Genomic DNA, 24,240 nt, shown 5'->3' on the forward strand with positions numbered 1-24,240 from the left:
CGAGGGCTCATGCTCTCGCACGCAGGTTTTGACGCGCGCACGCCAGCCAACGGTGTGAATACCCGAGGGGAAGCTTTCCGTAGTCGGTCGACTACACATAGCTTCCACCGCAGTGCGGCGGCGGATCGGACCGCCCGCCGCGACTGGGGGAAAGGACATCTGATGACTCGTCTTCGCTCTCTGTTCGCCACGGCCGCCGCGGTGGTGCTGATCACCGGAGCGGCAGCCGCGGGTACCGCCACGGCGGCCGAGGCCGGACAGCCGAGGGAGCCGGGCTGCGCCAAACTCCAGGGCTCCGGCCCCGGTTGGGCGGACATCTACAACGCGTGCGGGTACACCATCTTCGCCAGCGTCGAGGTCGACGGTTTCGACCCGTCGTGCATCCAGATCGCTCCGTACGCGATCGGGACGATCGGTCTGGAGCCCGGCGACGTCCCGTACTACGCGTACGAGTGCTGACCCAGGGCGTCCTCTGACCAAGGACTGTCCCTGAGAGGGCGGGAGCGGGGCCTTTGCCCTGCTCCCGCCCTTCGCGTGCGCCCCCTCACGACGGCCCGGCGGCTGCGGGGAGGTCACCGTCCCGGCCGCGTAACAGGGAGCCGCCGCGGACGTAACACGCCCGAAGCACGCTGAACGGTATGCCGAACTCCGCGACGCCCACGCACTGCCCGTACTGCGCCCTGCAGTGCGGAATGAACCTCACGCCCCTGCAGGACGGGGGTGTCGCGGTGGTCGAGCGGCCGGACTTCCCGGTGAACAAGGGAGCGCTGTGCGGCAAGGGCCGTACGGCTCCCGCGGTGCTGGCCTCTAGCGTCCGCCTGACCTCGCCGCTGGTGCGGTCGGGCGGCACGCTCGTGCCCGCCACCTGGGAAGAGGCGCTCGATCGCATCGCCGAGGGCCTCGGCCGCACGCGTACGGAACATGGCCCGGACGCGTGCGGGGTCTTCGGCGGGGGCGGCCTGACGAACGAGAAGGCCTACAGCCTCGGCAAGTTCGCGAGGATCGTGCTCGGCACCTCGCAGATCGACTACAACGGCCGGTTCTGCATGTCGTCGGCGGCGGCGGCCGGGATCAAGGCGTTCGGTCTGGACCGGGGGCTGCCTTTCCCGCTGGAGGACATCCCGAAGACGGGCTGTGTGATCCTCGTCGGCTCCAACCCCGCCGAGACCATGCCGCCGTCGCTGCGCTACTTCACCGAACTGCGCGAGAACGGCGGCACCCTGATCGTCGTCGACCCGCGCCGCACCAGGACCGCCGAGCAGGCGGACCTGCATCTGATGCCGCGTCCGGGCACCGACCTCGCGCTGGCCCTGGGACTGCTGCACCTGGTCGTCGCCGAGGGGCGGGTCGACGAGGAGTACGTCCAGGAACGCACGGCCGGCTGGGAGGACGCGCGGGCCGCCGCGATGGCGCACTGGCCGGAGTACGTGGAGCGGATCACGGGGGTGTCCGTTCCGCAACTCCGGGAAGCCGTACGGCTGTTCTGCGAGCCGGAGCATGCGATGGTGCTGACCGCGCGCGGCCCCGAGCAGCAGTCCAAGGGCACGGACACCGTGGGCGCGTGGATCAACCTGTGCCTGGCGACGGGGCGGGCGGGCCGGCCGCTGTCCGGATACGGCTGCCTCACCGGGCAGGGCAACGGACAGGGCGGGCGCGAACACGGCCAGAAGGCCGACCAGTTGCCCGGCTACCGCAAGCTGGACGACCCGGCGGCGCGGCGGCATGTCGCCGAGGTGTGGGGCGTGGACCCGGACAGCCTGCCCGGCCCGGGACGCAGTGCCTACGAGCTGCTGGACGCGCTGGGTACGGACATCCGGGCGCTGCTGCTGATGGCCTCGAACCCGGTGGTGTCGGCGCCGCATGCCGCGCACATCGAGGAGCGGATCAAGTCCCTCGACTTCCTCGCCGTGTGCGATGTCGTGCTGTCGGAGACGGCGGCGCTCGCGGACGTCGTCCTGCCGGTCACCCAGTGGGCGGAGGAGACGGGCACGACGACCAACCTGGAGGGCCGGGTGCTGCTGCGGCGGCGCGCGATCAGTCCGCCCGAGGGCGTCCGCAGCGACCTGGAGGTCATGCACGAGCTCGCGGCGCGGCTGGGCGGGGAGAAGGGTCTGGAAGCGGGTCTGGAGAAGGGTTTCCCGACCGATCCGGAGGAGGTCTTCGAGGAGCTGCGCCGGGCGAGCGAGGGCGGGCCGGCGGACTACTCGGGGATCACCTATCGCAGGCTCGCGGAGGAGAACGGGGTGTTCTGGCCGTGCCCGGCGGCGGCCGAAGCACACCCCGGCACGCCCAGGCTCTTCCTCGACCGGTTCGCCACGCCCGACGGACGGGCGAGGTTCGCCGCCGTCTCGCACCGGGCGATCGCCGAGGAACCGGACGAGGAGTACCCGGTGCTGCTGACGACCGGGCGGGTCGTGGCGCAGTACCAGTCCGGCGCCCAGACCCGCCGCGTCGAGGAGCTCAACGCGGCCGCGCCGGGCCCGTTCGTGGAGCTGCACCCGCGACTGGCGGCCCGGCTCGGGGCGGCCGAGGGCGACCCGGTGGCCGTGGTCTCGCGCCGGGGCCGGGCGGTGGCCCCCGCCCGCATCACCACCGGCATCCGCCCCGACACCGTCTTCATGCCCTTCCACTGGCCGGGCGAGGGCCGCGCCAACACCCTGACCAACCCGGCGCTCGACCCGACATCGCGGATGCCGGAGTTCAAGGCGTGCGCGGTGCGGGTGGAGGCGGTGAAGTCCTAGGTTCTGTCGTTGGGATCAGCTCGGCCGTGAGGTGCGGTTCTTCTCAGCCGACCCGAGCGGGGCATGGCGCGTGCAGCTGCAAGGCGGAGGAGGGGGTCAACGCGATGGGGGTCCCCCCGCTCGAGCGAAGTCGAGAGTGGGGGAGTTGGCGACCGACGACAACGCCGCAGATGCGCGCACCATGCCCCGCGACGCCGAGATGATCCAAACGACAGGGCCCAGGCCCTGCCCGGTCCTGGCGGGCGCGGGACTCAGCCGCGCCGTATCGCCCAGTCGCCGCTCTCGATGAGCTTGCCGCGGGTGCGCAGGCGGGCGGCGACGGAGGGGGCGGCGACGTACACCCACGCCTGTACGGCCGTTCCGTCGGCGGCGCGGACCACCTTTCGGGCCAGGCGTTCGTAGAGGTTGCGCGGGTCGTCGGGGGCGTACTCCTCGAGCCGGTCCAGGGCGGCCAGCAGCGCCGGGTACTCCTCGGGGCGGGCGGTGACCAGATCGCCGTAGACCGTGCCCTCACGGCCGGACTCCTCGACGACGTACGGGTAGCCCGGCCCGTCGTACAGCAGCGCCCCTTCCCACCGCGCCGGTTCCTCCGCGAGCGTGCGGCCGCGCAGGAAGGCGTCGTGATTGGGCTCGCCGGGGCGCAGGGTGCCGTAGACGAAGAACGGCAGTCGAGGAGAGAGGGTCACGGAAACGATTCTCTCCCCTCACACACCTGCACGTATTCACCCTGGCCACGGCATGTGCACGGCGCCTTGAATCTTGGTCACCTTCTGCGCCCGCCCAGTTCAAGGAGACCGATGCGCCGAATACGTTCGCACGTCCGAGGGGCCCGTCTTGCCACGGCGGGCATCGCCGTCAGCGCGGCCGCTCTGCTGGCCACGTCCCTCTCCCCGACCGCAGGCGCTGAGGAGACGCCGAGCAGGGCCGACGCCGTCGAGAACGCCGCGTCGGCTCTCACCGACCTCGGGGGGAGTCTGGGGCTGACGGCCGCGCAGGACACCCGTGTTCGGGATGTGATCGTGGACGCGGACGGCACCCAGCACGTCCGCTACGACCGGACCTATCGCCAACTGCCCGTTCTGGGCGGCGATTTCGTCCTGCATCTGGCGAAGGACGGCACGTACCGCGGCGCCTCCCGGGCCACCAGGGGCGCGGTCGCCCTGAAGAGCGTGACACCCAAGGTCTCGGCTCCCAAGGCGGCCGATCTCGCCGCGAGCGTGCTGCGCGCGCTGAACCTCGGCGAGACGCTGAAGCGGCTGACGGCCAGGCCCGAGCTGGTCGTCGACGCCCTGCACGGCGCCCCGAAGCTGGCCTGGCGGACCGATGCGGTCGCGCAGGACGCAGACGGCAATCCGGTCTCCCGCACGGTGCTGACGGACGCCGGCAGCGGCGCGCAGATCGACGCGTGGGACAGCATCGAGACGGCGTCCGGCGACGGAAAGTCGCTGTACGCGGGCACGGTGCCGTTGCAGACCACGGCGTCGGGATCGACGTACCAGCTCAAGGACGCGACGCGCGGCGGCACTTACACGGGTGACGCGGCGAACAAGACGGACCTGTGCATCCTGACCGTCTGCCTCAACCGCGCCCCGTCGACCGTGTTCACGGACGCCGACAACCACTGGGGCACCGGCACGGCGGCCGACCGCTCGTCGGCCGCCGTGGACGCGCAGTACGGCACGGACGCGACCTGGGACTACTACCGGGACGTCCACGGCCGCAACGGCATCGCGGGCGACGGCAAGGGCTCCTACAACCGCGTGCACTACGGCAACGGCTACAACAACGCCTTCTGGGACGACACCTGCTTCTGCATGACGTACGGCGACGGTGACGGCACCCAGCTCGGACCGCTGGTGTCGCTGGACGTCGCCGGGCACGAGATGTCGCACGGCGTGACGTCGAAGACGGCGGCGCTGACGTACTCGGGCGAGTCCGGCGGGCTGAACGAGGCGACGTCGGACATCTTCGGGTCGCTGGTGGAGTTCCATGCGGGCAACTCCTCGGACCCCGGGGACTATCTGATCGGCGAGAAGATCGTCCGCGACGGGCTCGGACGCGAAGCCCTGCGCCGCATGGACAAGCCGTCGAAGGACGGTGTCTCGGTGGACTGCTGGAGCACGACCACCGCGGACCTCGACGTCCACTACTCGTCGGGCATCGGCAACCACTTCGCGTACCTGCTCGCCGAAGGCAGCGGCACGAAATCGATCAACGGCGTCAGCTACAACTCCCCCACCTGCAACGGCTCCTCGGTCACCGGCATCGGCCGGGCCAAGCTCGGGAAGATCTGGTACCGGGCACTGACCGTCTACATGACGTCCTCGACGAACTACGCCGCGGCCCGGACGGCGACGCTGAACGCGGCGAAGGACCTGTACGGCGCGGGCAGCACGGAGCAGGACGCGGTGGCGGCGGCGTGGAGCGCGGTCAACGTCGGCTGAGAACCCCGTGACGGAGAGTGACGGGAATGGGCGGAGCGGTTCGAGGAGACGGTCGGGCCCGGGAGACCGGGCACCCGGCCAGGACGGGTCACCCGTTCACACCCTCGGCCCTCCGCTCGTCGGATTCTTCCGCGGCACGCCTCCATCACGCCGGTGACCTGCTGAAACACCGCCGCATCGACGCTCCGGTGCCTCCCTGGCGACACCCATTCACCCCATTTCCGGCCTTCTCTCGGGAAGCGCGTCCGGCCCGCTGCCCCTTACCTCGGAAGAGCAGGGGCTCGGCCGAGGCGGCGGCACTTGGGGGTGTCGCGGGTCATGGGCCCGTTGCGCTCGGAGGAGCTTCGATGCGACGTACCGCCCGTCTGCTGACCGGGACCGCGCTGGCCGTCGGTGCCGTGGGGCTGGTCGTCGCACCCGCGTACGGCGATGGCGGCGGGCTGAAACTGGTTCCGTCCTCGGTCGTGCCGGGCGGACAGATCACGGTGCACACGGCCGCGTGCCGGGACGGCGGCGCGGCGGGCGATGCCAGCGCGGTGGGCGCCGGCCCCTTCACGCTGGCGCCGCACGAGCGGGAGGCGACCGGGCGGTTCCGGGTGCCGCCGAGCGCGCAGCCGGGGACGTACGAGATCGTCGCGACCTGCGCCGACGGTGGCAAGCGGGTGACGGGCGACCTGGTGGTCACGCTGACGTCGACGCGCGGGCAGGTGCATCCGAGAGGAAGTGTGAAGACGGGGGTCGGCGGCGCTCTTGGCACCGACCCCGTGCAGACCGCGGCCGGCGTGACGGCTCTCGCCGTCGCCGCCGCGGGCGGTACCTGGCTCCTGCATCGCCGGGCGAGAGGCGACGGGATCTGACGGACACCCTCCGCTGTCCGTCCGCCGGTACCGCATGTCCCCTCCCCCTCCGGGTCCGATGCCCCTCGCGGCCCGGAGGGGGATCGGGTGGTCCGAGGAGAGTCCCAGGAGGCTCGTGTGCGCAGTCACAGGAGCGTCGGTGACGCCGCGATAGCCGCCGTCACCGTGCTCGCCCTCTGCTCCGGCGCCTGGCTGCTGCACAACGGCACCGGACGGCACACCCCGCCGCAGCCGTCGCAGGCGCAGAGCGGCGACGTGGGAAGGCCCGCGGCGGTCCCGCTGACCGGCCGCCCGCCCGCCGACCCGCGCGACCCCCTGCACGACGCGGCCCTCGCGCTCCCGCCCTCCCCTCCCGACCGCATACGCATCCCCTCGATCCGCGTGGACGCCCCCTTCATGGGCCTGGGTCTGACGAAGACGGGCAGCCTCGATGTGCCGCCCGCCGAGCGGAAGAACCTCGCCGGCTGGTACGAGGCCGGCACCACGCCCGGCGAGCGGGGCACCGCGATCGTCGCCGGCCATGTCGACAACGCCGACGGGCCCGCCGTCTTCTACCGCCTCGGCGCCCTGCGGAAGGGCAGCACGATCGAGGTGGACCGGCGCGACGGCGGCACCGCGCTGTTCTCGGTCGACGCCGTCGAGGTGTACGACGCGAAGGCCTTCCCCGACGAGAAGGTGTACGGCCCGTCCGCGCGCCCCGAGCTGCGGGTCATCACCTGCGGCGGCGGCTACTCACGGACGACCGGCTATCGGGGCAACGTCGTCGTCTTCGCGCATCTCGTCGGCAGCCGCTGACCGCTCGGCACGAGGACCCAGGATGTTCTCCCGCCCCCACGCCCCCAGCGGTCCCAGGGCCGCGTTGAGCGAGATGCCGAGCGGCGTCAGCGAGTACTGAACGCGCGGCGGCACCTCGTCGTACGCCTCGCGGTGAACGATCCCGTCGGCCTCCAGCTCGCGCAGCTGCGCGGCGAGCACCTTCTCGGTGACGCCCGGGAGCTCCCGGCGCAGCTCCCCGAAGCGGCACGGCCGCTCGTTCAGCGCCCAGAGGACGAGCACCTTCCACTTGCCGCCGACCACGTCCATCGCCGCGTCGATCCCGCAGATGTACGCTCCCGGCCGCCGTCCGGTCGCCATGGCGTCCCTCCCTTGCCTGGATCCTTTCCCTGCGGTAACCACCCACTCGGAAGTACGTACTTGAGCAGGCCGTTCCCCTGCGACGAGCCTAGGCGTCATGACTGACAACCCGATTGCGCCTCGCACCCCTCTCACCCTTCTCGGCACCGGCGCCATGGGCACCGCCCTGGCCCGCGCCTGGCTCGCGGCCGGACACCCGGTCACCGTCTGGAACCGCACCCCGGCCCGGGCCGAGCCGCTGGCCGCCGAGGGCGCCACCGTCGCCGCGAGCGCCGCCGAGGCGGTGGCCGCGAGCCGGCTGGTCGCCGTCTGTCTGCTGGACGACGCCTCGGTCGGCGAGGCCCTCGACGGCGCCGACCTGACCGGCCGCGACCTGGTGAACCTGACCACCGGCACGCCCGCCCAGGGCCGCGCCCGCGCCGCCTGGGCCCAAGCGCGCGGCGCCCGTTTCCTGGACGCCGGGATCATGGCCGTACCGCCGATGATCGGGGACGCGCCGTCGGGGGCGTACATCCTCTACAGCGGCTCGCCGGGCCTCTTCGAGGAGCACGGCGACACCCTCGCCGTCCCGGCCGACACCCGCTATGTCGGTGCGGACCCGGGGTTCGCCGCGCTGCACGACGTGGCGTTGCTGAGCGCGATGAGCGGCATGTTCGCGGGCGTCCTGCACGCCTTCGCGCTGATCCGCCGGGAGGACATCGCCCCGAAGGACTTCGCGCCGCTGCTCGTGTCGTGGCTCGGCGCGATGGCCCCCGCCGCGCACCAGGCCGCCGACCGGTTGCAGAGCGGCGACTACGGCAAGGACGTCGTCTCCAACCTCGCGATGCAGGTCGCGGGCAACGCCACGCTGCTGGCCACGGCCGAGGAGCAGGGCGTGAGCGCACAGCTGCTGACGCCGTACATGGCCCTCATGGAACGGTGGCTGGCCGAGGGGCACGGCGAGGAGGACACCACCGGCGCCGTCGAACTGCTCGAGCTGCCGCGGCCGGCCGCCTAGGCGGTGCGGACACCGCCTACGCCAGCCACTGCTCGTACGCCAGGTTCGCCACCAGCGCGAACACCACCGTCAGCAGCACGACCCGGACGAAACCGCTGCCCTTCTTCAGCGCGGTGTGCGCGCCCAGTGTGCCGCCCGCCAGGTTGAACACGGCCATCACCGCGGCCAGTTGCCACAGGACCGTGCCCTGCCAGGCGAAGGTGGCGAGCGCGCCGGCGTTGGTGCAGCAGTTGACGATCTTGGCGGTGGCGGAGGCGGTGACGAGGTCGAGGTGGAGGACGGCGGTGAGGGCGAGGACCAGGAACGTGCCGGTGCCGGGGCCGATCAGGCCGTCGTAGAAGCCGATGGCCAGGCCCGCGAGGCCGATCGCGGCGAGGGTGCGGCGGCGGGAGACCGGACCGGTCGCCGGGGCCGTGCCGAAGGCGGGGCGCAGGATCACGAAGGCGGCCACGCCGAGCAGCACCACCATGATCACGGGCTTGAGCACCTCGGTGCTCATGCCGGCCGCGAAGAAGGCGCCGCCGGAGGAACCCGCGAGCGCCGCCAGACCGATACGCACGGCGAGGCGTACGTCAACGGGCGTTTTGCGGGTGTACGTCACCGCGGCGCCCGTGGTGCCGACGATCGAGACCGCCTTGTTGGTGCCGAGCGCGTAGGCGGCCGGGGTGCTCGACGGGAGGCCGAGCAGCAGGGCGGGGAGCAGCAGCAGGCCTCCGCCGCCGACCACGGCGTCGATCCAGCCGGCCGCGAGGGCCGCGAGGCACAGGACGGCCACCGTGGTCAGGGATATGTCGGGCATGATCGCGACCCTAGGCAGCGGATACGTGTGCCGTCCATGCAGATGAGGAGCATCTGAGGTTCGGCGGAATCGCCGGGTCCCGGGATCTCCGCTCCCGCGCCGGTCACGCGCGCGTGCCCTCCAGGTATCTGAGGACCGCCAGCACCCGCCGGTGACCCGTCTGCGACGGGGGCAGGTCGAGCTTGGTGAAGATGTTGGCGACGTGTTTCTCCACGGCCCGCTCGGAGACCGTGAGGGCGGTCGCGATGGTGTGGTTCGTACGGCCCTCGGCCATCAGGCCGAGCACCTCGCGCTCGCGGGGCGTGAGCGCGTCCAGGGCCGTGGCGCGGCGGCTCGCGCCGAAGAGCTGCGAGACGACCTCGGGGTCCAGCGCGGTGCCGCCCGCCGCGACCCGCTCCAGCGCGGCCACGAACTCCCCGATGTCGACGACCCGTTCCTTCAGCAGGTACCCGAACCCGGCGGGGTCGGTGAGCAGCCGGGCCGCGTGGACGGTCTCCACGTACTGCGAGAAGAGCAGCACCCCGAGACCGGGGTGCTCCCGCCGCAGCCGCAGGGCCGCCCGTACGCCCTCGTCGCTCTGGGTGGGCGGCAGCCTGATGTCGACCACGGCGACGTCGGGGGCGTGTTCGGCGACGGCGGCCAGCAGCGCCTCGGCGTCGCCGACGGCCGCGGCGACCTCGACGTCCCGCAGCCGGAGCAGTTGCACGATCCCGTCGCGCAGGATGGCGGAGTCCTCGGCGATGACGACGCGCATGCGGCTCCGATCGGCGGTCGGGGGGCGGGGTCAGGCACAGGGCAGCTCGACCGTGACCACGGTAGGCCCTCCCGCCGGGCTGTCGCAGGTGAGGGTGCCGTCCACCGTGCGCACCCGGCCCAGCAGCCCGGTGAGTCCGGAGCCCGCGCCGATCACCGCTCCGCCCCGGCCGTCGTCGGCGACGCGCAGCCGCAGCAGACCGCCGCGGGCGGTGACGGTCACCGTGGCCGCGTCGGCGCCGCTGTGTTTGGTGGCGTTGGCGAGGAGTTCGGCGGCGCAGAAGTACGCGATGGACTCGACGGCGGGAGCGGGGCGTACGGCGATGTCGGTGGTGACGTCGACGTTCAAGGGGCTGTCGGCGGCGAGGGTGGCGAGGGCCGCGGGCAGGCCCTCGTCGAGTACGGGCGGATGGATGCCCTTGACCAGGTGGCGCAGGTCGGTGATGGCCTGGCCGGCGTTGCCCTGGGCGGTGTCGAGGGCGGCGAGGAGGCGGTCGCGCTCGGCCCCGGCGGTGACGAGCTCGCGGATCACGCTCAGATGCATGGCGAGACCGACGAGCCGGGCCTGGGTGCCGTCGTGCAGGTCGCGTTCGATACGGCGCAGGGTGGCGGCGGCGTCCTCGACGGCGTGCGCGCGGGTCTCCTCCAGGGCGCGGATCCGGCGGTCGGCGGCGCTCGGACCGAGCAGCGCGGTCAGCAGGAGGCGATGCGGTGTGAGCGCGTGGCGCACGAGGACGGGGGCGACGGCGAGCAGCAGCAGTCCGGCCGTGACCGGGATCAGCCAGCGCGGCCAGCTGTCGACCTGATGTCCGAAGAACTCCAGGGACACCCGCGACACCGATCCGTCGGAATGGCGCACGGTCCGGTAGTTCACCCGCTCCAGCAGTGGATGCAGCGTGAACAGGACGCCGTAGACATAGCCGGCGAAGACGGCGAGGAGCCCGGGCACGGCCGTGAACGGGGTGGCCAGCGCGCACGCGACGGCCCGCCAGCCGACCCGCTCCCCCAGCACCGCCCGCCGCCACCCGAGCACCCCGGCACCCGCAGGCGGTGTCGGCTCCTCGATCTCCGCCCCGAGCAGCCCCCGGGCCAGCCCCCGCTGCAGCGCGCCCAGCGCCAGCGCGCCCCGCACCGTCCCGGCGACCAGCCACAGCCCCAGCGTGGTCACGGACAGCGCCCCGCCCACCGCCAGCCCGACCAGGACCAGCACGGAGCCGGCGAGCGCCAGTGGGAAGGCGATCACCGCGTACAGCAGGGCGGCCAGGGCGCGGCGGCCGAAGGTGGTGGCGGCGAGGGAGCGCAGGCGGTTCACGGGGGTCAACCTAGGCGAGCACGAGCCGGGCCAGCCGAAGCTGGAGGGCGGTCAGCCCGCGTACGACCCACGGCATGAGCAGCAGGAAGCCGAGGCCGCCCACGATCGCGTGGAAGGTCCAGGCACCGGCGTAGGTGGGTCCGCCCCAGGCGTCGGAGGGGTCGCCACCCGCCCGCAGGGGCCAGCCGAGGTTCATCGGGACGATCGACCAGCCGTACACGGTGACGACGGCGCTGACGAGGTTGAGCGGCAGCGCGACCAGCGCGTGCGAGAGCCCCGCGCCCGGGCCGCCGGCCAGCTCGGCGCCGAGCAGCCTGCGCACGAGCTCCCGCTGCCAGCGCCCCGCCGGCAGCCCCGCCAGGCCGAGTGGGACACACACCACACCCACCGGAAGGGCGAGCACCGCATACACCGTGCGCCGCCACGTCACCGCGATGAACGGCTCCCGCACGAGCCTCCAGACCCATACGGCGGCGACGTCCGGCTCCGCCGGTCCCGGCCGCGGAGCCGGGGCCCTGCGAATCTGGTCCATGACGCGTCCCCCCGAGCGTGAGCTGCTGAAAGCCGATGCCTCCAGCGTCCCGTCCCGGGCGGTCGTATTCGATGGGGCCTGCACGGAAACCGAAGGTACGGTTCACCCCACCGTGCCTCCGGCGCACCCGGCCTCACAGCCCGCCCCCACCGCGCGCGCCGAACCCTCACACCCGCTCCCCCGCCCCGCTGAGGGCAGCGTTCCTCGCGGGAAACAGAGGTGATGCGGTCGGGAAACACCGGCACCGCACGCTCCTGGACATGACCTCGAATACGCGTGTGGTGGTGATCGGCGCCGGACTCGCGGGCGTACGACTCGCCCGGCGGCTCGGCGAGCTCGGCACGTCCGTGACGCTCGTCGGCGACGAGGAGCACCGCCCGTACAACCGGGTGCTGCTCGCCGAGGTGCTGGCCGGACGGTACAGCCCCGAGGTGATCGCCCTGCCGGCGCCCGCGACGCTGACGCGCGGCCAGGTCACCGGCATCGACCGCGAGATGCGAGCCGTACGTCTCGCGGACGGGTCGGAGATCGCATACGACACGCTGGTTCTGGCCACCGGCTCGAACCCGGTACTGCCGCCGCTGCGCGGCCTGTTCACGCCGGACCACGTGCTGCCCGAGGGGGTGCACGCGTTCCGCACGATGGACGACTGCCTGGGCCTGTCCAAGGCGGTGCGTCCGGGGGTGCGGGCGGTGGTGATCGGCGGCGGGCTCCTCGGGGTCTCCGCGGCCCGCGCGCTCGCCCAGCGCGGCGCCCAGGTCGTCCTCGCCCAGCAGGCCGAGCGCCTGATGGAGCGACAGCTCGACCCGAACGCGTCGAAGCTGATGCGGCGGCACCTGAAGGACCTCGGCGTCGAGGTCCACACCGAGTGCCGGGTGCGCGACGTGCGCTCGGTGGGCGGTGCGGTCCGCTCGGTCGAGATGGCCGACGGATACGCCCTCGACGCGGACCTCGTGGTCATCGCCTGCGGGGTGCACCCGCGGGTCGGCCTCGCCCAGGACGCGGGCCTCGCCGTCCACAAGGGCATCCTCGTCGACGACGAACTGCGCACCTCCGACCCGCACATACGGGCGATCGGCGACTGTGTCCAGCACAACGGCCAGGTGTACGGCCTCGCGTCCCCGGCGCTCGAACAGGCCGATGTCCTGGCCGAGTCGCTGGCAGGCGACGGCACGGCCCGCTACACCGGCACCCGTGCGCTGACCCGGCTCACGCTCGCCGGGCAGAGCGCCTTCGACCTCGCCGCGTTCGGCGAGACGGAGCCGCGCCCCGGCGACGACGTCGTGCAGCTCGCCGACGCCACCCGCGGCACCTACCGCAAGGTCGTCGTCCGCGACGACCGCCTGGTCGGCGGGGTTCTCGTCGGCGAACTCGGCACCGTCGGCGCGCTCGCCCGCGCCTGGGAGGGAGCGGAGCCGCTCCCCGACGACGGCCCCCTGCTCCACCTGCTCACCAACGATGGAGGCTCCTGAATGACCGCCACCCCGGGGGCCACCCCCACGATCGTGCTCGTCGGCCACGGCATGGTCGGCCAGCGCTTCCTCGAAGCGCTCGCCGAGCGCGGCCTGACCGCCACGCACCGCGTGGTCGTGCTGTGCGAGGAGCCGCGTCCGGCGTACGACCGCGTGGCGCTCACCTCGTACTTCTCGGGCAAGACGGCCGAGGACCTGTCCATGACGGACATGGAGTTCATCGAGACGCACGGCATCGAGCTGTACGTCGGCGACCCGGCCGTCTCCGTCGATCGCGAGGCGCAGAAGGTCACCGCCCGGTCCGGCGAGGTCTTCGAGTACGACACCCTCGTCCTCGCCACCGGCTCGTACCCCTTCGTGCCGCCGGTCCCGAACAAGGACGCCACCGGCTGCTTCGTCTACCGCACGATCGACGACCTGCTCGCCATCGAGGAGTACGCCAAGTCGGCGACGACCGGTGCGGTGGTCGGCGGCGGTCTGCTCGGCCTGGAGGCCGCGGGCGCGCTGAAGGGTCTCGGACTCACCAGCCACATCGTGGAGTTCGCGCCCCGGCTGATGCCGGTCCAGGTCGACGACGGCGGTGGCGCGGCGCTGCTGCGCACCATCGAGGACATGGGCCTGAGCGTGCACACCGGCGTCGGCACGCAGGAGATCCTGGTCGGCTCCGACGGCGCCGTCACGGGCATGAAGCTGTCCGACGGCTCCGAACTCGCCACGGACATGGTGGTCTTCAGCGCCGGTGTGCGCCCCCGCGACCAGCTGGCCCGCGACTGCGGTCTGACGGTCGGCGAGCGCGGCGGCATCACGGTCGACGAGCAGTGCCGTACGGTCGCCGACCCGCACGTCTTCGCGATCGGCGAGTGCGCGCTGGCCTCGGACGGCCGGGTGTACGGCCTGGTGGCGCCCGGTTACGAGCAGGCGGAGACGGCGGCGGCGACCATCGCCCTGGACGAGGCGGCGTTCCTCGGCGCCGACCTGTCCACCAAGCTGAAGCTGCTCGGCGTGGACGTGGCGTCCTTCGGCGACGCGCACGGCACCGCCGAGGACTGTCTGGACGTCGTGTACTCCGACTCCCGCGCGGGCCTGTACAAGAAGCTGGTCATCGGCCGCGACGGCACGCTGCTCGGCGGCATCCTGGTCGGCGACGCGGAGGCGTACGGCACGCTGAAGGCCTTCACCGGCTCGGTCCCGCCGGTCTCCCCCGAGTCGCTGGTGCTGCCGGCCGGCGCGGGCGCCCCCGTCCAGCTCGGCCCGTCCGCGCTGCCGGACGAGGCGATCATCTGCTCCTGCAACAACGTCACCAAGGGCACCATCCGCGGCGCGGTCACCGACCACCAGTGCACGACCGTGCCCGAGGTGAAGAAGTGCACCAAGGCCGGTACGACCTGCGGCAGTTGCGTCAAGGTCCTCGGCCAGCTGATCAACGCCGAGCTGGAGGCCTCAGGCGTCGAGGTCGACAAGGGCCTGTGCGGCTGCTTCTCGCAGACCCGCGAGGAGCTGTACGAGATCGTCCTCGCCCTGCGCATCAACACCTACCAGGACCTGCTCGACCGCTACGGCCGTGACGGCGCCCGGGGCGGCGACGGCTGCGAGATCTGCAAGCCGGCGGTGGGCTCGATCATCGCCTCGCTCGCCCCGACGATCGGCGCGAGCGGCTATGTCCTGGACGGCGAGCAGGCGGCCCTGCAGGACAGCAACGACCACTTCCTCGCCAACATCCAGAAGAACGGCTCTTATTCGGTCGTCCCCCGGATCGCGGGCGGTGAGATCACCCCGGAGGGGCTGATCGTGATCGGCGAGATCGCCCGGGACTTCGGCCTCTACACGAAGATCACGGGTGGCCAGCGGATCGACATGTTCGGCGCGCGGGTCGAGCAACTCCCCCTCATCTGGGCGCGGTTGGTGGACGCGGGCTTCGAGTCCGGGCACGCCTACGGCAAGTCGCTGCGCACGGTGAAGTCCTGCGTCGGCCAGACCTGGTGCCGCTACGGCGTCCAGGACTCGGTCCGGATGGCGATCGACCTGGAGCTGCGCTACCGGGGACTGCGCTCGCCGCACAAACTGAAGTCGGCGGTCTCCGGCTGCCAGCGCGAGTGCGCGGAGGCCCAGTCGAAGGACTTCGGCGTGATCGCCACCGCGGGCGGCTGGAACCTCTACGTCGGCGGCAACGGCGGCGCGACCCCGCGCCACGCGGACCTGCTGGCGCAGGATTTGTCCGACGCCGAGCTGATCCGCCTGATCGACCGGTTCCTGATGTTCTACATCCGCACGGCGGACCGTCTGGAGCGCACGAGCGTGTGGCTGGACCGGATCCCCGGCGGCCTGGACCATGTCCGGGACGTGGTCGTCGAGGACTCGCTCGGCATCTGCGAGGAGCTGGAGTCCCTGATGACGGCCCATGTCGCGAACTACCGCGACGAGTGGGCCGAGACCATCAACGACCCGGAGAAGCTGGCCCGCTTCGTCTCCTTCATCAACGCGCCCGACACCCCCGACCCGGTCGTCGGCTTCGTCCCCGAGCGCGACCAGATCAAGCCCGACCTGCCGCTGCTGACCATCGGCCACCGCCCCCTGGAAGGAAGCGCCCAGCGATGACTCTGGCACCCGAGACCACCGACCTGAAGGTCCAAGTGCTCCTGGAGGCAGACTGGTTGACGGTCTGCGACCTGACCCGGCTGCTCCCCGGCCGCGGTGTGGCGGCCCTGCTGCCGAACGGCAACCAGGTGGCTCTGTTCCGGGACCGCTCCGGGCAGCTCTACGCCATCGACAACCGCGATCCGTTCGGCGGCGCGGCGGTCCTCTCCCGCGGCCTGACCGGCACCCACCAGGGCCGCCCGTTCGTCGCCTCGCCCCTGCTGAAGCAGCGGTTCGACCTGGAGTCGGGGCAGTGCCTGGACGACGAGGCGGTGCGGATCACGACGTACGAGGTTCGGGCGTCGTAGGACCAGGATTTCTTGACTGATCGTTCTGATTGAATCTAGGCTGGCCCACATGGCCAGGACCAAGGAATTCGATCCCGAAGCCGCGCTCCAGGCAGCGCTCGAGCTGTTCTGGCGGCGCGGCTACGAGGCGACGTCGATGTCCGACCTGGTCGAGCACCTCGGCATCGGACGGGCGAGTCTGTACGCGACCTTCGGCAGCAAGCACGAGCTGTACCTGAAGGCACTGGAGCGCTACGACCGGGCGGGACTCCCGCCGATCGTGCGCGAGCTGTCCCAGCCGGGACCCGCACTGCCGGCCGTGCGCGGTGTCGTACGGCGGTACGCGGCCGAGGCCATGGACGCCCGACTGCGTCTGAACGGCTGCATGATCACCAACACCGCGGCGGAGCTCGCCCCGCACGACCCGGCCGCGGCCCGGCACGTCGAGCGCAACTGGGACCAGCTGGAGACGGTCCTGCACTCGACCCTGGTCCGCGCACAGGCCCAGGGCGAACTGCCCGCCGACCGCGACCCGCTCACCCTCGCGCGCATGCTGCTGGTACTGCTCCAGGGCCTGCGCGTGGTCGGCAAGGCGTCGTCGGACCCGGCGCGGGTACGGGACGCGGCGGAGCAGGCGCTGGCACTGCTGCACTGAGAGCACCCCGGACCGGGGTGCTCTTCCCTTTGCGCCGATTTCCTTTGTGTCGATTTCCTTGCACTGATATTGAACCGATCGTTCAAAAAATGGGGAGACCATGACCACCACCGCATCGCGCCGCCGCACCCGCTTCACGGATCGCACCGCCCTGGTCACCGGCGCTGGCTCGGGCATCGGGCGGGCCATCGCGCTCGCACTCGCGGCGGAGGGCGCGAACGTCGTGGCGGTGGGCCGCAGGCGGGAGCTGCTGGAGGAGACGGTGGCGCTGATCGAGGAGGCGGGCGGAAAGGCGCTGGCGGTCACGGCCGACGTCGCCCGCGCGGCGGACGTGCGGGCGGCGGTGGCCGCCACCGTCGAGCACTTCGGCTCCCTGGACGTGGCGGTGAACAACGCCGGCGTCTTCCGGGGCGGCGCGCCGCTGGCCGAGCTCTCCGAGGAGGACTGGCACACCCAGCTCGATGTCAACGTCACCGGCGTGTTCCTGGCCCTCCAGGCCGAGATCCGCCAGATGCGCACCCAGCCGGCCGGCGGCGCGATCGTCAACATCGCCTCCACCTTCGGCGCCCACACCCGCGCCCCCGGTGCCGCCGCGTACGCCGCCACCAAGGCCGCCGTCTCGGTCCTCACCAGGGGCGCCGCCCTCGACCACATCCGCGACGGCATCCGCATCAACGCGGTCAGTCCCGGTGCCGTCCAGACCCCGATGTCCCTGCGCCCCGGCGAGACGGACGCGGACCGCACCGCCCGCGCCCGGGACACCCTCCCCCTCGGCCGTATCTCGACCACGGCGGAGGTGGCCGCGGCCGTCCTCTACCTCGCCTCGGACGACGCCACGTCGGTGGTGGGTACGGACCTGGTGGTGGACAGCGGGGCGACGGCCTGAGCGCACACCCGCACCGAGCTCACACCTTCAGCGCGCCGTACGTCACCCCCGTCAACCGCTCCGAGGCCTCCCAAAGCCGTTCGGCCGCCAGGTCGTTGACGGTCCAGGGTGCCCGCCAGGAGGGTGCGGGCGATCCGCGCCACATGGCCACGGACGGGCCGGTGAAGCAGTCGGGGCGGACGCCGGGCGCGGTGGCGGCGTACAGGGTGGGCAGCGCGCCGGCCTCGGCGGACTGGGCGAGGACGCGGTTGCCGATCCGCACCAACCACTCGCTCGCCCGGCGCCCCGCCATGCGCGGCCCCGCGGACTGCAGGTTGGTGTCCGCGTACCCGGGATGCGCGGCGGCCGCCACCAGATCCGCCCCCTGCGCCCCGGCCCTGCGCGCCAGTTCGTGCGTGAAGAGCAGGTTGGCCGTCTTGGAACGCGCATAGGCGAGCCAACGCCGGTAGCAACGCTCGCTGTTGAGGTCGGTGAGGTCGATGTTGGACAGCGCGTGCAGCGGGCTGGAGACGGTCACCACCCGCGCGCCCGGTGTGCCGAGCAGCGCGGGCAGCAGCAGACCGGTGAGCGCGAAGTGCCCGAGGTGGTTGACGCCGAACTGTGTCTCGAAGCCGTCCACCGTCGTGCCGTACGGCAACGCCATCACCCCGGCGTTGTTCACGAGCAGGTCGAGACGGTCGTACGGGAAGGCCGCGGCGAACTCCCGTACGGAGCCCAGGTCCCCGAGGTCGAGCCGCCGCAACTCGGCCAGGGCGCCCGGCACTTCGGCGACCAGCCGGTCCCGCGCCGCCGCGCCACGCGGCTCGCTCCGGCAGGCGAGCACCACCCGGGCGCCCTTGCGGGCCAGTTCCCGAGCCGTGACGTAGCCGAGCCCGCTGTTGGCTCCGGTGACGACGGCGACGCGGCCGCTCCGGTCGGGGATGTCGTGTGCGTTCCAGCCCGGCATGGCCGAGCTCCTTCCGGACGGGGAGGGCTTGGGCTCAGCCTACGAGCGGGCGCCCGTCCCGCCCAGCCGGCGGGATCCGACTCAGCTCCTCGCGCGCCGCCTGTGCACGGCCAGCAGCACCCCGCCCCCGGCCAGCAGCGCGGCCGCGCCGCCCGCCGCCAGGTACGGGGTGCTGTCGTCGCCGCCGGTCTCGGCGAGGTCGGTGCCGTTCTCGGCCTCGGCCCCGGTCTCGGAGCCGGTCTCCGCCTCGCCGGAGGTGTCCTCGGCGGGGACGAAGTCGGCGGGCGGGTTGTCGCAGCCGATGCCGTCGTCGTCCCGGTCGAGGTGGGCGCCGTAGTGCTCGTCGTTCGCGGGGATGTCGGAGTACCCGTTGGCGTACGCCTCGGTGCAGTTCTTGAACGGGTGGTCACCGTCATGGGCGGCGGCGGTGGACGGCAGTGCGGCCAGCGCCAGCGCGACGACGACGATGGCGCCGGGCTTGCGGAGCAGGTTCACGGGGAGTCCTTCCCTGGTCGTTCACGAGGTGACGAACGTAGCCAGGGGCCACAGTTGCGGTGGAGTTATGAAGGACCCGTGATGCTAACGTGACGTGACCGGGCGGTAGCTCTCCGCATGGTCCTCGTATCCGTCCGACGGTGCCCTCGTGTCCAGGTAGAACCACTCGGCGTGCGGGCCGGGACCCGACGGCGGCATGGGCGTCGGGGCCGCCTCCGGGGCGGGGTGGGTGATGCCGGGCGCCTCCGTCCTCGCCGGTCCCGGCATCAGCAGTTCCACGCGCAGCCCCAGCCCCCGCTGCTGCGCCGTGAACTCCTCCACCTGGTTGCGGCAGGCGTGGTCCAGATGTGTCACGCCGGTCAGGTCCAGCCTGATGCGCGGCCTGCCCGAGGCCGCCGCGTTCTCCAGCGCATCGATGACCTGCGGGAGCCGCAGGAACGTCGCGTTGCCGGCCATGACGACCTTCGCGGTGTCGTCCTCGATGTGCTGCCGGATCACCGTCTGCGACATGCGCAGAGCGGCCAGCACGATCCCGGCCGCGAGACCGAGCAGGACGCCTTCCAGCAGCGCGGTCGCCACGATGACCAGCGTTGTCGTCGTCATCACCGCGAACTCGCCCCGGTCCTGCCGCCACATCTTCGGGAACTCCTCCGGCGCGAACAGCTTCCAGCCGCTGTGCACGAGGACGCCCGCGAGCACCGAGATCGGGATCAGCGCCAGGACCTGCGGCAGCAGCAGCGCGAACGCCAGCAGCCACAGGCCGTGCAGGGTGCGGGAGATCCGGGTCTTGGCGCCGGCCTGGACGTTCGCCGAGCTGCGGGCCACGACCGCCGTGATCGGCAGGGCGCCGAGGATGCCCGCGATCGTGTTCCCGGCGCCCTGGGCGATGAGTTCGGTGTTGTAGCGGGTGCGCGGCCCGCTGTGCATACGGTCCACGGCGGCCGCGGTGAACAGGCTCTCCGCGGAGGCGATGACCGTGAAGGTGAGGATGGAGCCGATGACCGCCGCGTCCGCGAGTCCCGCGAACTCCTCGGCCCCCGGCACCCGCACCGACGCCAGCAGGTTCCCGACCTGGAGCGTCTTCACGTCCACGCCGGGCAGCGCGGCGACCGCGACGCCGACACCGACCGCGACCAGCGCGGCCGGGATCCGTTTCGCCGGGCCCGGCATCTTCTTCCAGACGAAGCTCAGCACGATCGTGGCGACACCGAGCAGCGTGGCGATCATCGCCTGCCGGTCGGTGAGGACGTCGGCGAACAGGCCCGGAATCCCGGCCATGTTCTCGATCGGGGTGCCGGGCGCCCTGGCGTCGGCCATCGGGTAGGCCTGGCTGAACATCAGCGGCAGCCCGATACCGGCGAGCATTCCCTGGACCACGGCGAGGGAGATCGCCTGGAACATCCGGCCGAGGCGCACCACCCCGAGGACTATCTGGAGGATGCCCGAGAACAGCACGATCACCCCGAGCATCGCCAGGCCGTGCTCCAGCACCGTCTCAGCGACCAGTGCGGCGAGCCCGGCGGCGGGCCCGCTGACCTGGAGCGTGCTGCCCCGGACCGCGCCGACGACCAGGCCGCCGATCACCCCGGAGATGATGCCGAGTTCGGCGGGGACACCGGAGGCGACGGCCACGCCGATGCACAGCGGCAGGGCGACGAGGAAGACGACGAGGGAGGCGGTGATCTCGTTGGCGAGGTCCGGCTTCGCGCCGCCGGCCTTCGCCGGTCCCGCTCCGGCGGTCTTCGCGACACCCGTGATCTTGGAAGCACCCGTGATCTTCGGGGCACCCGCGACCTTGGAGGCGTCCTCCTTGCCGCGGGTGCGCCCCCGCGCATGCGCCCCGCTCATCCGGTATGCACCCGGAACCGGCCGTCGCCCTCCAGCTCGTGCACCTGCCCGGTGTCGACCTCGTAGTACCAGCCGTGCAGCCGCAGCCGCCCTCCGTCCAGCCGTTGCCGCACGACCGGGTAGGTCCGCAGTACGGCCAGCTGGTTGACGACGTTGCCCTGCGCCACATCGGGCAGCGACGGGTCGTCGGAGGCGGTGGTGAGGATCTGCGCCAGTTCGGGGCGGGCCAGTTGGAGCCAGGCGTCGACGCCCGGCAGCGCGGACAGGTCGTCGCCGGACTTCAGCGCGCCCATCGCGCCGCAGTGTGAGTGACCGCACACGACGATGTCCTGAACCCCGAGCACCTCCAGTGCGTACTCGATGGTGGCCGCCTCCCCGGATGCGCCGGGGCTGCCGTACGGCGGCACGATATTGCCCGCGTTGCGCAGCTCGAATATCTCTCCGGGCCGCGCACCGGTGATCAGTGCGGGTATGACCCGTGAGTCCGAGCAGGTAATGAAGAGCGCCTCGGGATATTGCCCGTCGGCGAGTTTCCGGTATTCACCGCTTTCGAAATCGACCCTGCGCCTGAATGAGCGGGCTCGGTCCAGCAATGCCTTCAACTCTGCCTCCTCGGCTGGGAGTTCGACCAGTTCAACAGCACCGTAGAAGGGCACACACCAGAGGAAGGTTAAGTAAGGGCCAGCGCGCGTCCAGTAATTGGACATTCTTTGCCGCAATGCTCCACAAGCGCTTTCTCCTTGTAGCGTGTGGACGTCAGGGCAGAAAATGTGAATTCACGGAGAGACAGGACGCATGGGCATACGAGTGCTGCTCATCGAGGACGACGAGACGATCGCCGAACCGCTCACCGAGGGGCTCGCGCACTTCGGACTGACGGTGGATCACGTGACCACCGGGGCGGAGGGGTTGAGAAGCGCGTACGGCGATGTCGTGCTGCTCGACCTCGGATTGCCGGACATGGACGGCATCGACGTGTGCCGGGGCATCCGGCGGGTCTCGGACGTGCCGGTCATCATCCTGAGTGCGCGGGGTGAGGAGGCCGACCGGGTGCTGGGGCTGGAACTCGGCGCGGACGACTATCTGGCGAAACCGTTCAGCATGCGGGAGCTGGTGGCACGGGTGCGCGCCGTGACCCGGCGGACGCAGCGCACCGAGGCGACCGCGGAGCCGGTGCGACCGGAGACGCCGGTCGAGCGGGGGCGTACCGAGGCACTGGTGGAACGTCTGCGCGCCGAGGCACGGGCGGAACCGGCGCTCCCGCCGCCACCGGCACCACTGTCGTACGAGGCCTCGCCGCCCGCGTCGGACGACGAACCCGCACCCCGGCCCCCGTACGCCCCGGGCCCCTTGGTCGTCGACCGCCGCACCCGTCAGGTCTGGGTCGGCGAGATCCCGGTCACCCTCACCCCCAAGGAGTTCGAGCTGCTGGCGCTGCTGACCGAGGATCCGGGCGCGGTCTACTCCCGGCAGCAGATCCTGGACCGGGTGTGGGACCCGCACTACGAGGGCCCGACCAAGACGCTGGACGTCCATGTCGCCTCGCTGCGGCGCAAGTTGGGCGACTCGGCGTGGATCCAGACGCTGCGCGGGGTCGGCTTCCGGCTGGCGGTGCAGACCGATCCGGGCGGGCAGCGGGTGCCCTCGCCATGACCCGCCGTCTGCTGCTCAGCTATCTCAGCCTCGCCGCGCTCGTGCTGGCCTGTCTGGAGATCCCGCTGGGCTTCGTGTACTCGCGCAGCGAGCGGGAGCGGGTGGTCAACGCGGCGAAGGACGAGGCCGAATCGGTCTCGGCGTACGCCTCGCTGTCGCTCAGCGCGGGCCGGGCCGAACGGGATCTGCCACGCCGGGTGATGCACTGCGCCGAGCGGATCGGCGGCAAGGTGGTGGTCGTGGACGCCTCGGGCGCCCTGCTCGCCGCCTCGCATCCGCTGGCCGCCGTGATGTCGGCCGACCTCGCCTCCCGCCCCGGCATCGCGGCCGCCCTGCGCGGCACGTCCACGGTGGATGTCCGCACGTCGACCATCGGCGGGGTCGAGTATCTGTCGGTCGCCGCGCCGGTCCAGCGCGATGCGCGGCTCCAGGGTGCCGTATGGCTGACGCTGCCGACCCGGACGGTGCACGAACGCGTCCATCACGTGTGGCTGTTGCTGTGCCTGGGCGGGCTCGGGGTGCTCGCGGCGGTCTCCTTGGTCGGGTTCGCCATCGCCCGCTGGACCGGGCGGCCGATCCGTGAACTGGAGCATGCCGCCCATGAGTTGGCGGAGGGCGGCCGGGCCACGCCGGTCACGATGACGAAGGGCCCGCCGGAGGTGCGCCGGCTGGCCGCCGCGTTCAACCGTACGGCGGCCCGGCTCGCCCATCTCCTCGCCGCCCAGCGGGCGTTCGCGGGCGAGGCCTCCCATCAGCTGAAGACGCCGCTCGCGGCGCTGCGGCTGCGGCTGGAGAACCTGGAACCGAACGTCACCGACCTCGGCCTCGGCAGCCTCACCGCCGCCGTGACCGAGACGGACCGGCTCTCGCGGATGGTCGAGGGGCTGCTGGCGATGGCCCGTCTGGAGGAGGACTCCGCGACGCCGGCCCCGGTCGACGTGGGCGCCGTCTGCGCGGAACGGCACCGCACCTGGCTGCCCCTCTTCGAGCGGCAGCGGGTCTCGCTGGTGCTGTTCGCGGGCAGCGTGGGTCCGGTCCTCTCGGTGCCGGGCGGGGTCGAGCAGATCGTGGACAACCTGCTCTCCAACGCCCTGCGGGCCTCGCCGCCGGACAGCACGGTGACCATCGAGCTACGGCTCCATGTGCCGGCCCGCCGGGCCCTGCGCGACGCCCGCCCCGCGTGGGTCGACCTGCACATCACCGACGAGGGGCCCGGCATGACCGCGGAGCAGCGGGCCCGCGCCTTCGACCGGTTCTGGCGCGCGCCGGGCGCCCCCAAGGGTGGTACGGGGCTGGGCCTGTCGCTGGTCCAGCGGCTCGCCCACGCGAGCGGCGGCGAGGTGAGCCTGCACGCCTCGGCCGCGGGCGGGCTGGACGCGGTGGTCCGGCTGCCGTCTTCGGAGCCGCCGCGCGAGGGGCACGGTCCGGGCGCCGACCGGGCCGGGCAGCGAAAGCGGGTGGTGCCGGCATTGCCCGCGTGAGCGCCCACAGGCAGCTCCCAGGTGCGCCGTCCGGCGGTCATCAACTGGCTACGGTCCGTCCACCATGCTCCCCTAGGTTCCATGCCGCTCCCCTCGCACGACCCCGTCGTCGACCGGCGGCGGGGCCGGTACGGCACCTCTTGGAGTGAGAGTGGAACGTCGTAACCTCCTGCGTGCGGCCGTCCTCGGCGGTTCCGCCGCCGTGTTCGGCGGAACCTTGTGGCGCGGGGGGGGGGCGGCGGCCCACAGCCCCCCCCCCCCCCCCCCCCCCCAGACGCCCTGACCGCCCCCCACCCCCCCTAACCACCCCCCCC

23 protein-coding genes are annotated in these 24,240 nt (G+C 72.3%); 13 read left to right on the top strand and 10 right to left on the bottom strand.

Annotation, left to right across the window (positions count from 1 at the left end; all coding sequences use genetic code 11):
• Positions 1 to 162 precede the first annotated feature (162 nt).
• Both ACFQ6S_RS18325 and ACFQ6S_RS18330 read left to right on the top strand, forming a co-directional pair.
• The gene (locus ACFQ6S_RS18325) at positions 163 to 459 is read left to right on the top strand and encodes a hypothetical protein (protein WP_383410248.1); all 297 of its coding nucleotides are present in this window, start codon (positions 163 to 165) and stop codon (positions 457 to 459) included.
• Positions 460 to 638: 179 nt separating this feature from the next.
• Positions 639 to 2,741, top strand: coding sequence for a molybdopterin oxidoreductase family protein (locus ACFQ6S_RS18330; protein ID WP_383410250.1), 2,103 nt, complete (start codon positions 639 to 641; stop codon positions 2,739 to 2,741).
• Between the two features lie 251 nt (positions 2,742 to 2,992).
• Here the strand turns inward: ACFQ6S_RS18330 and ACFQ6S_RS18335 are convergent, their stop codons facing one another.
• Positions 2,993 to 3,427, bottom strand: a complete 435-nt coding sequence (locus tag ACFQ6S_RS18335; protein WP_383410253.1) for a gamma-glutamylcyclotransferase family protein — start codon at positions 3,425 to 3,427, stop codon at positions 2,993 to 2,995.
• A 111-nt stretch (positions 3,428 to 3,538) separates the two neighbouring features.
• Between ACFQ6S_RS18335 and ACFQ6S_RS18340 the strand changes: the two genes are divergently transcribed.
• The 3 genes from ACFQ6S_RS18340 to ACFQ6S_RS18350 all read left to right on the top strand — a co-directional run bounded on the left by ACFQ6S_RS18340 (position 3,539) and on the right by ACFQ6S_RS18350 (position 6,837).
• Positions 3,539 to 5,185 (top strand): M4 family metallopeptidase, encoded by a 1,647-nt coding sequence (locus tag ACFQ6S_RS18340; RefSeq protein WP_383410255.1) that lies wholly within the window; start codon positions 3,539 to 3,541, stop codon positions 5,183 to 5,185.
• Between the two features lie 347 nt (positions 5,186 to 5,532).
• Entirely contained in the window at positions 5,533 to 6,042 is a 510-nt protein-coding gene (locus ACFQ6S_RS18345; RefSeq protein ID WP_383410258.1) for a hypothetical protein, read from the top strand.
• Positions 6,043 to 6,159: 117 nt separating this feature from the next.
• Positions 6,160 to 6,837, top strand: a complete 678-nt coding sequence (locus tag ACFQ6S_RS18350) for a class F sortase (protein WP_383410260.1) — start codon at positions 6,160 to 6,162, stop codon at positions 6,835 to 6,837.
• Here ACFQ6S_RS18350 and ACFQ6S_RS18355 read toward each other — a convergent pair.
• Positions 6,775 to 7,176: a winged helix-turn-helix transcriptional regulator gene (locus tag ACFQ6S_RS18355; protein ID WP_383410263.1), complete on the bottom strand. Its 402-nt coding sequence runs from the start codon at positions 7,174 to 7,176 to the stop codon at positions 6,775 to 6,777. The genes ACFQ6S_RS18350 and ACFQ6S_RS18355 overlap by 63 nt on opposite strands.
• A 97-nt stretch (positions 7,177 to 7,273) precedes the next feature.
• Here ACFQ6S_RS18355 and ACFQ6S_RS18360 point away from each other — a divergent pair, with 97 nt between their 5' ends.
• Positions 7,274 to 8,173, top strand: coding sequence for an NAD(P)-dependent oxidoreductase (locus ACFQ6S_RS18360; protein WP_383410265.1), 900 nt, complete (start codon positions 7,274 to 7,276; stop codon positions 8,171 to 8,173).
• A gap of 16 nt (positions 8,174 to 8,189) precedes the next feature.
• Here ACFQ6S_RS18360 and ACFQ6S_RS18365 read toward each other — a convergent pair whose 3' ends face one another.
• From ACFQ6S_RS18365 to ACFQ6S_RS18380, 4 genes are all read right to left on the bottom strand, one after another.
• A complete protein-coding gene (locus ACFQ6S_RS18365; protein WP_383410268.1) occupies positions 8,190 to 8,972 on the bottom strand; it encodes a sulfite exporter TauE/SafE family protein in 783 nt (260 codons plus the stop codon).
• 103 nt (positions 8,973 to 9,075) lie between these two features.
• On the bottom strand, positions 9,076 to 9,726 hold the full coding sequence (locus tag ACFQ6S_RS18370) for a LuxR C-terminal-related transcriptional regulator (protein ID WP_383410271.1): 651 nt from the start codon (positions 9,724 to 9,726) through the stop codon (positions 9,076 to 9,078).
• A 30-nt stretch (positions 9,727 to 9,756) separates the two neighbouring features.
• Positions 9,757 to 11,037 (bottom strand): sensor histidine kinase, encoded by a 1,281-nt coding sequence (locus ACFQ6S_RS18375; RefSeq protein WP_383410274.1) that lies wholly within the window; start codon positions 11,035 to 11,037, stop codon positions 9,757 to 9,759.
• 10 nt (positions 11,038 to 11,047) lie between these two features.
• Complete coding sequence (locus tag ACFQ6S_RS18380) at positions 11,048 to 11,569, bottom strand: hypothetical protein (protein ID WP_383410276.1); 522 nt, start codon at positions 11,567 to 11,569, stop codon at positions 11,048 to 11,050.
• A gap of 260 nt (positions 11,570 to 11,829) precedes the next feature.
• On the opposite strand from ACFQ6S_RS18380, the gene ACFQ6S_RS18385 reads away from it, so the two are divergent.
• From ACFQ6S_RS18385 to ACFQ6S_RS18405, 5 genes are all read left to right on the top strand, one after another.
• Positions 11,830 to 13,041 (top strand): NAD(P)/FAD-dependent oxidoreductase, encoded by a 1,212-nt coding sequence (locus tag ACFQ6S_RS18385; RefSeq protein ID WP_383410279.1) that lies wholly within the window; start codon positions 11,830 to 11,832, stop codon positions 13,039 to 13,041.
• On the top strand, positions 13,042 to 15,636 hold the full coding sequence (gene nirB / locus ACFQ6S_RS18390) for a nitrite reductase large subunit NirB (RefSeq protein ID WP_383410281.1): 2,595 nt from the start codon (positions 13,042 to 13,044) through the stop codon (positions 15,634 to 15,636). It abuts the gene before it with no gap.
• A complete protein-coding gene (gene nirD / locus ACFQ6S_RS18395) occupies positions 15,633 to 15,983 on the top strand; it encodes a nitrite reductase small subunit NirD (protein WP_383410283.1) in 351 nt (116 codons plus the stop codon). The genes nirB and nirD overlap by 4 nt, the downstream gene beginning before the upstream one ends.
• Positions 15,984 to 16,032: 49 nt before the next feature.
• Complete coding sequence (locus ACFQ6S_RS18400) at positions 16,033 to 16,617, top strand: TetR/AcrR family transcriptional regulator (protein WP_383410286.1); 585 nt, start codon at positions 16,033 to 16,035, stop codon at positions 16,615 to 16,617.
• A gap of 100 nt (positions 16,618 to 16,717) precedes the next feature.
• Positions 16,718 to 17,503, top strand: coding sequence for an SDR family NAD(P)-dependent oxidoreductase (locus ACFQ6S_RS18405; protein WP_383410289.1), 786 nt, complete (start codon positions 16,718 to 16,720; stop codon positions 17,501 to 17,503).
• A gap of 19 nt (positions 17,504 to 17,522) precedes the next feature.
• On the opposite strand, the gene ACFQ6S_RS18410 is transcribed toward ACFQ6S_RS18405, so the two are convergent.
• From ACFQ6S_RS18410 to ACFQ6S_RS18425, 4 genes are all read right to left on the bottom strand, one after another.
• On the bottom strand, positions 17,523 to 18,449 hold the full coding sequence (locus ACFQ6S_RS18410) for an oxidoreductase (RefSeq protein ID WP_383410292.1): 927 nt from the start codon (positions 18,447 to 18,449) through the stop codon (positions 17,523 to 17,525).
• A gap of 81 nt (positions 18,450 to 18,530) precedes the next feature.
• Complete coding sequence (locus ACFQ6S_RS18415) at positions 18,531 to 18,944, bottom strand: LAETG motif-containing sortase-dependent surface protein (protein ID WP_383410295.1); 414 nt, start codon at positions 18,942 to 18,944, stop codon at positions 18,531 to 18,533.
• An 84-nt stretch (positions 18,945 to 19,028) separates the two neighbouring features.
• Complete coding sequence (locus ACFQ6S_RS18420) at positions 19,029 to 20,792, bottom strand: SulP family inorganic anion transporter (protein WP_383410298.1); 1,764 nt, start codon at positions 20,790 to 20,792, stop codon at positions 19,029 to 19,031.
• A complete protein-coding gene (locus ACFQ6S_RS18425) occupies positions 20,789 to 21,394 on the bottom strand; it encodes a carbonic anhydrase (protein ID WP_383410301.1) in 606 nt (201 codons plus the stop codon). Before ACFQ6S_RS18425 ends, ACFQ6S_RS18420 begins: the two co-directional genes overlap by 4 nt.
• 193 nt (positions 21,395 to 21,587) lie before the next feature.
• On the opposite strand from ACFQ6S_RS18425, the gene ACFQ6S_RS18430 reads away from it, so the two are divergent.
• On the top strand, positions 21,588 to 22,445 hold the full coding sequence (locus tag ACFQ6S_RS18430) for a response regulator transcription factor (protein ID WP_383410304.1): 858 nt from the start codon (positions 21,588 to 21,590) through the stop codon (positions 22,443 to 22,445).
• Positions 22,442 to 23,926: an ATP-binding protein gene (locus tag ACFQ6S_RS18435; RefSeq protein WP_383410307.1), complete on the top strand. Its 1,485-nt coding sequence runs from the start codon at positions 22,442 to 22,444 to the stop codon at positions 23,924 to 23,926. Before ACFQ6S_RS18430 ends, ACFQ6S_RS18435 begins: the two co-directional genes overlap by 4 nt.
• Positions 23,927 to 24,240 lie beyond the last annotated feature (314 nt).

This window comes from Streptomyces sp. NPDC056479 (assembly GCF_042795335.1).
In the GTDB taxonomy this organism is placed as follows: domain Bacteria; phylum Actinomycetota; class Actinomycetes; order Streptomycetales; family Streptomycetaceae; genus Streptomyces.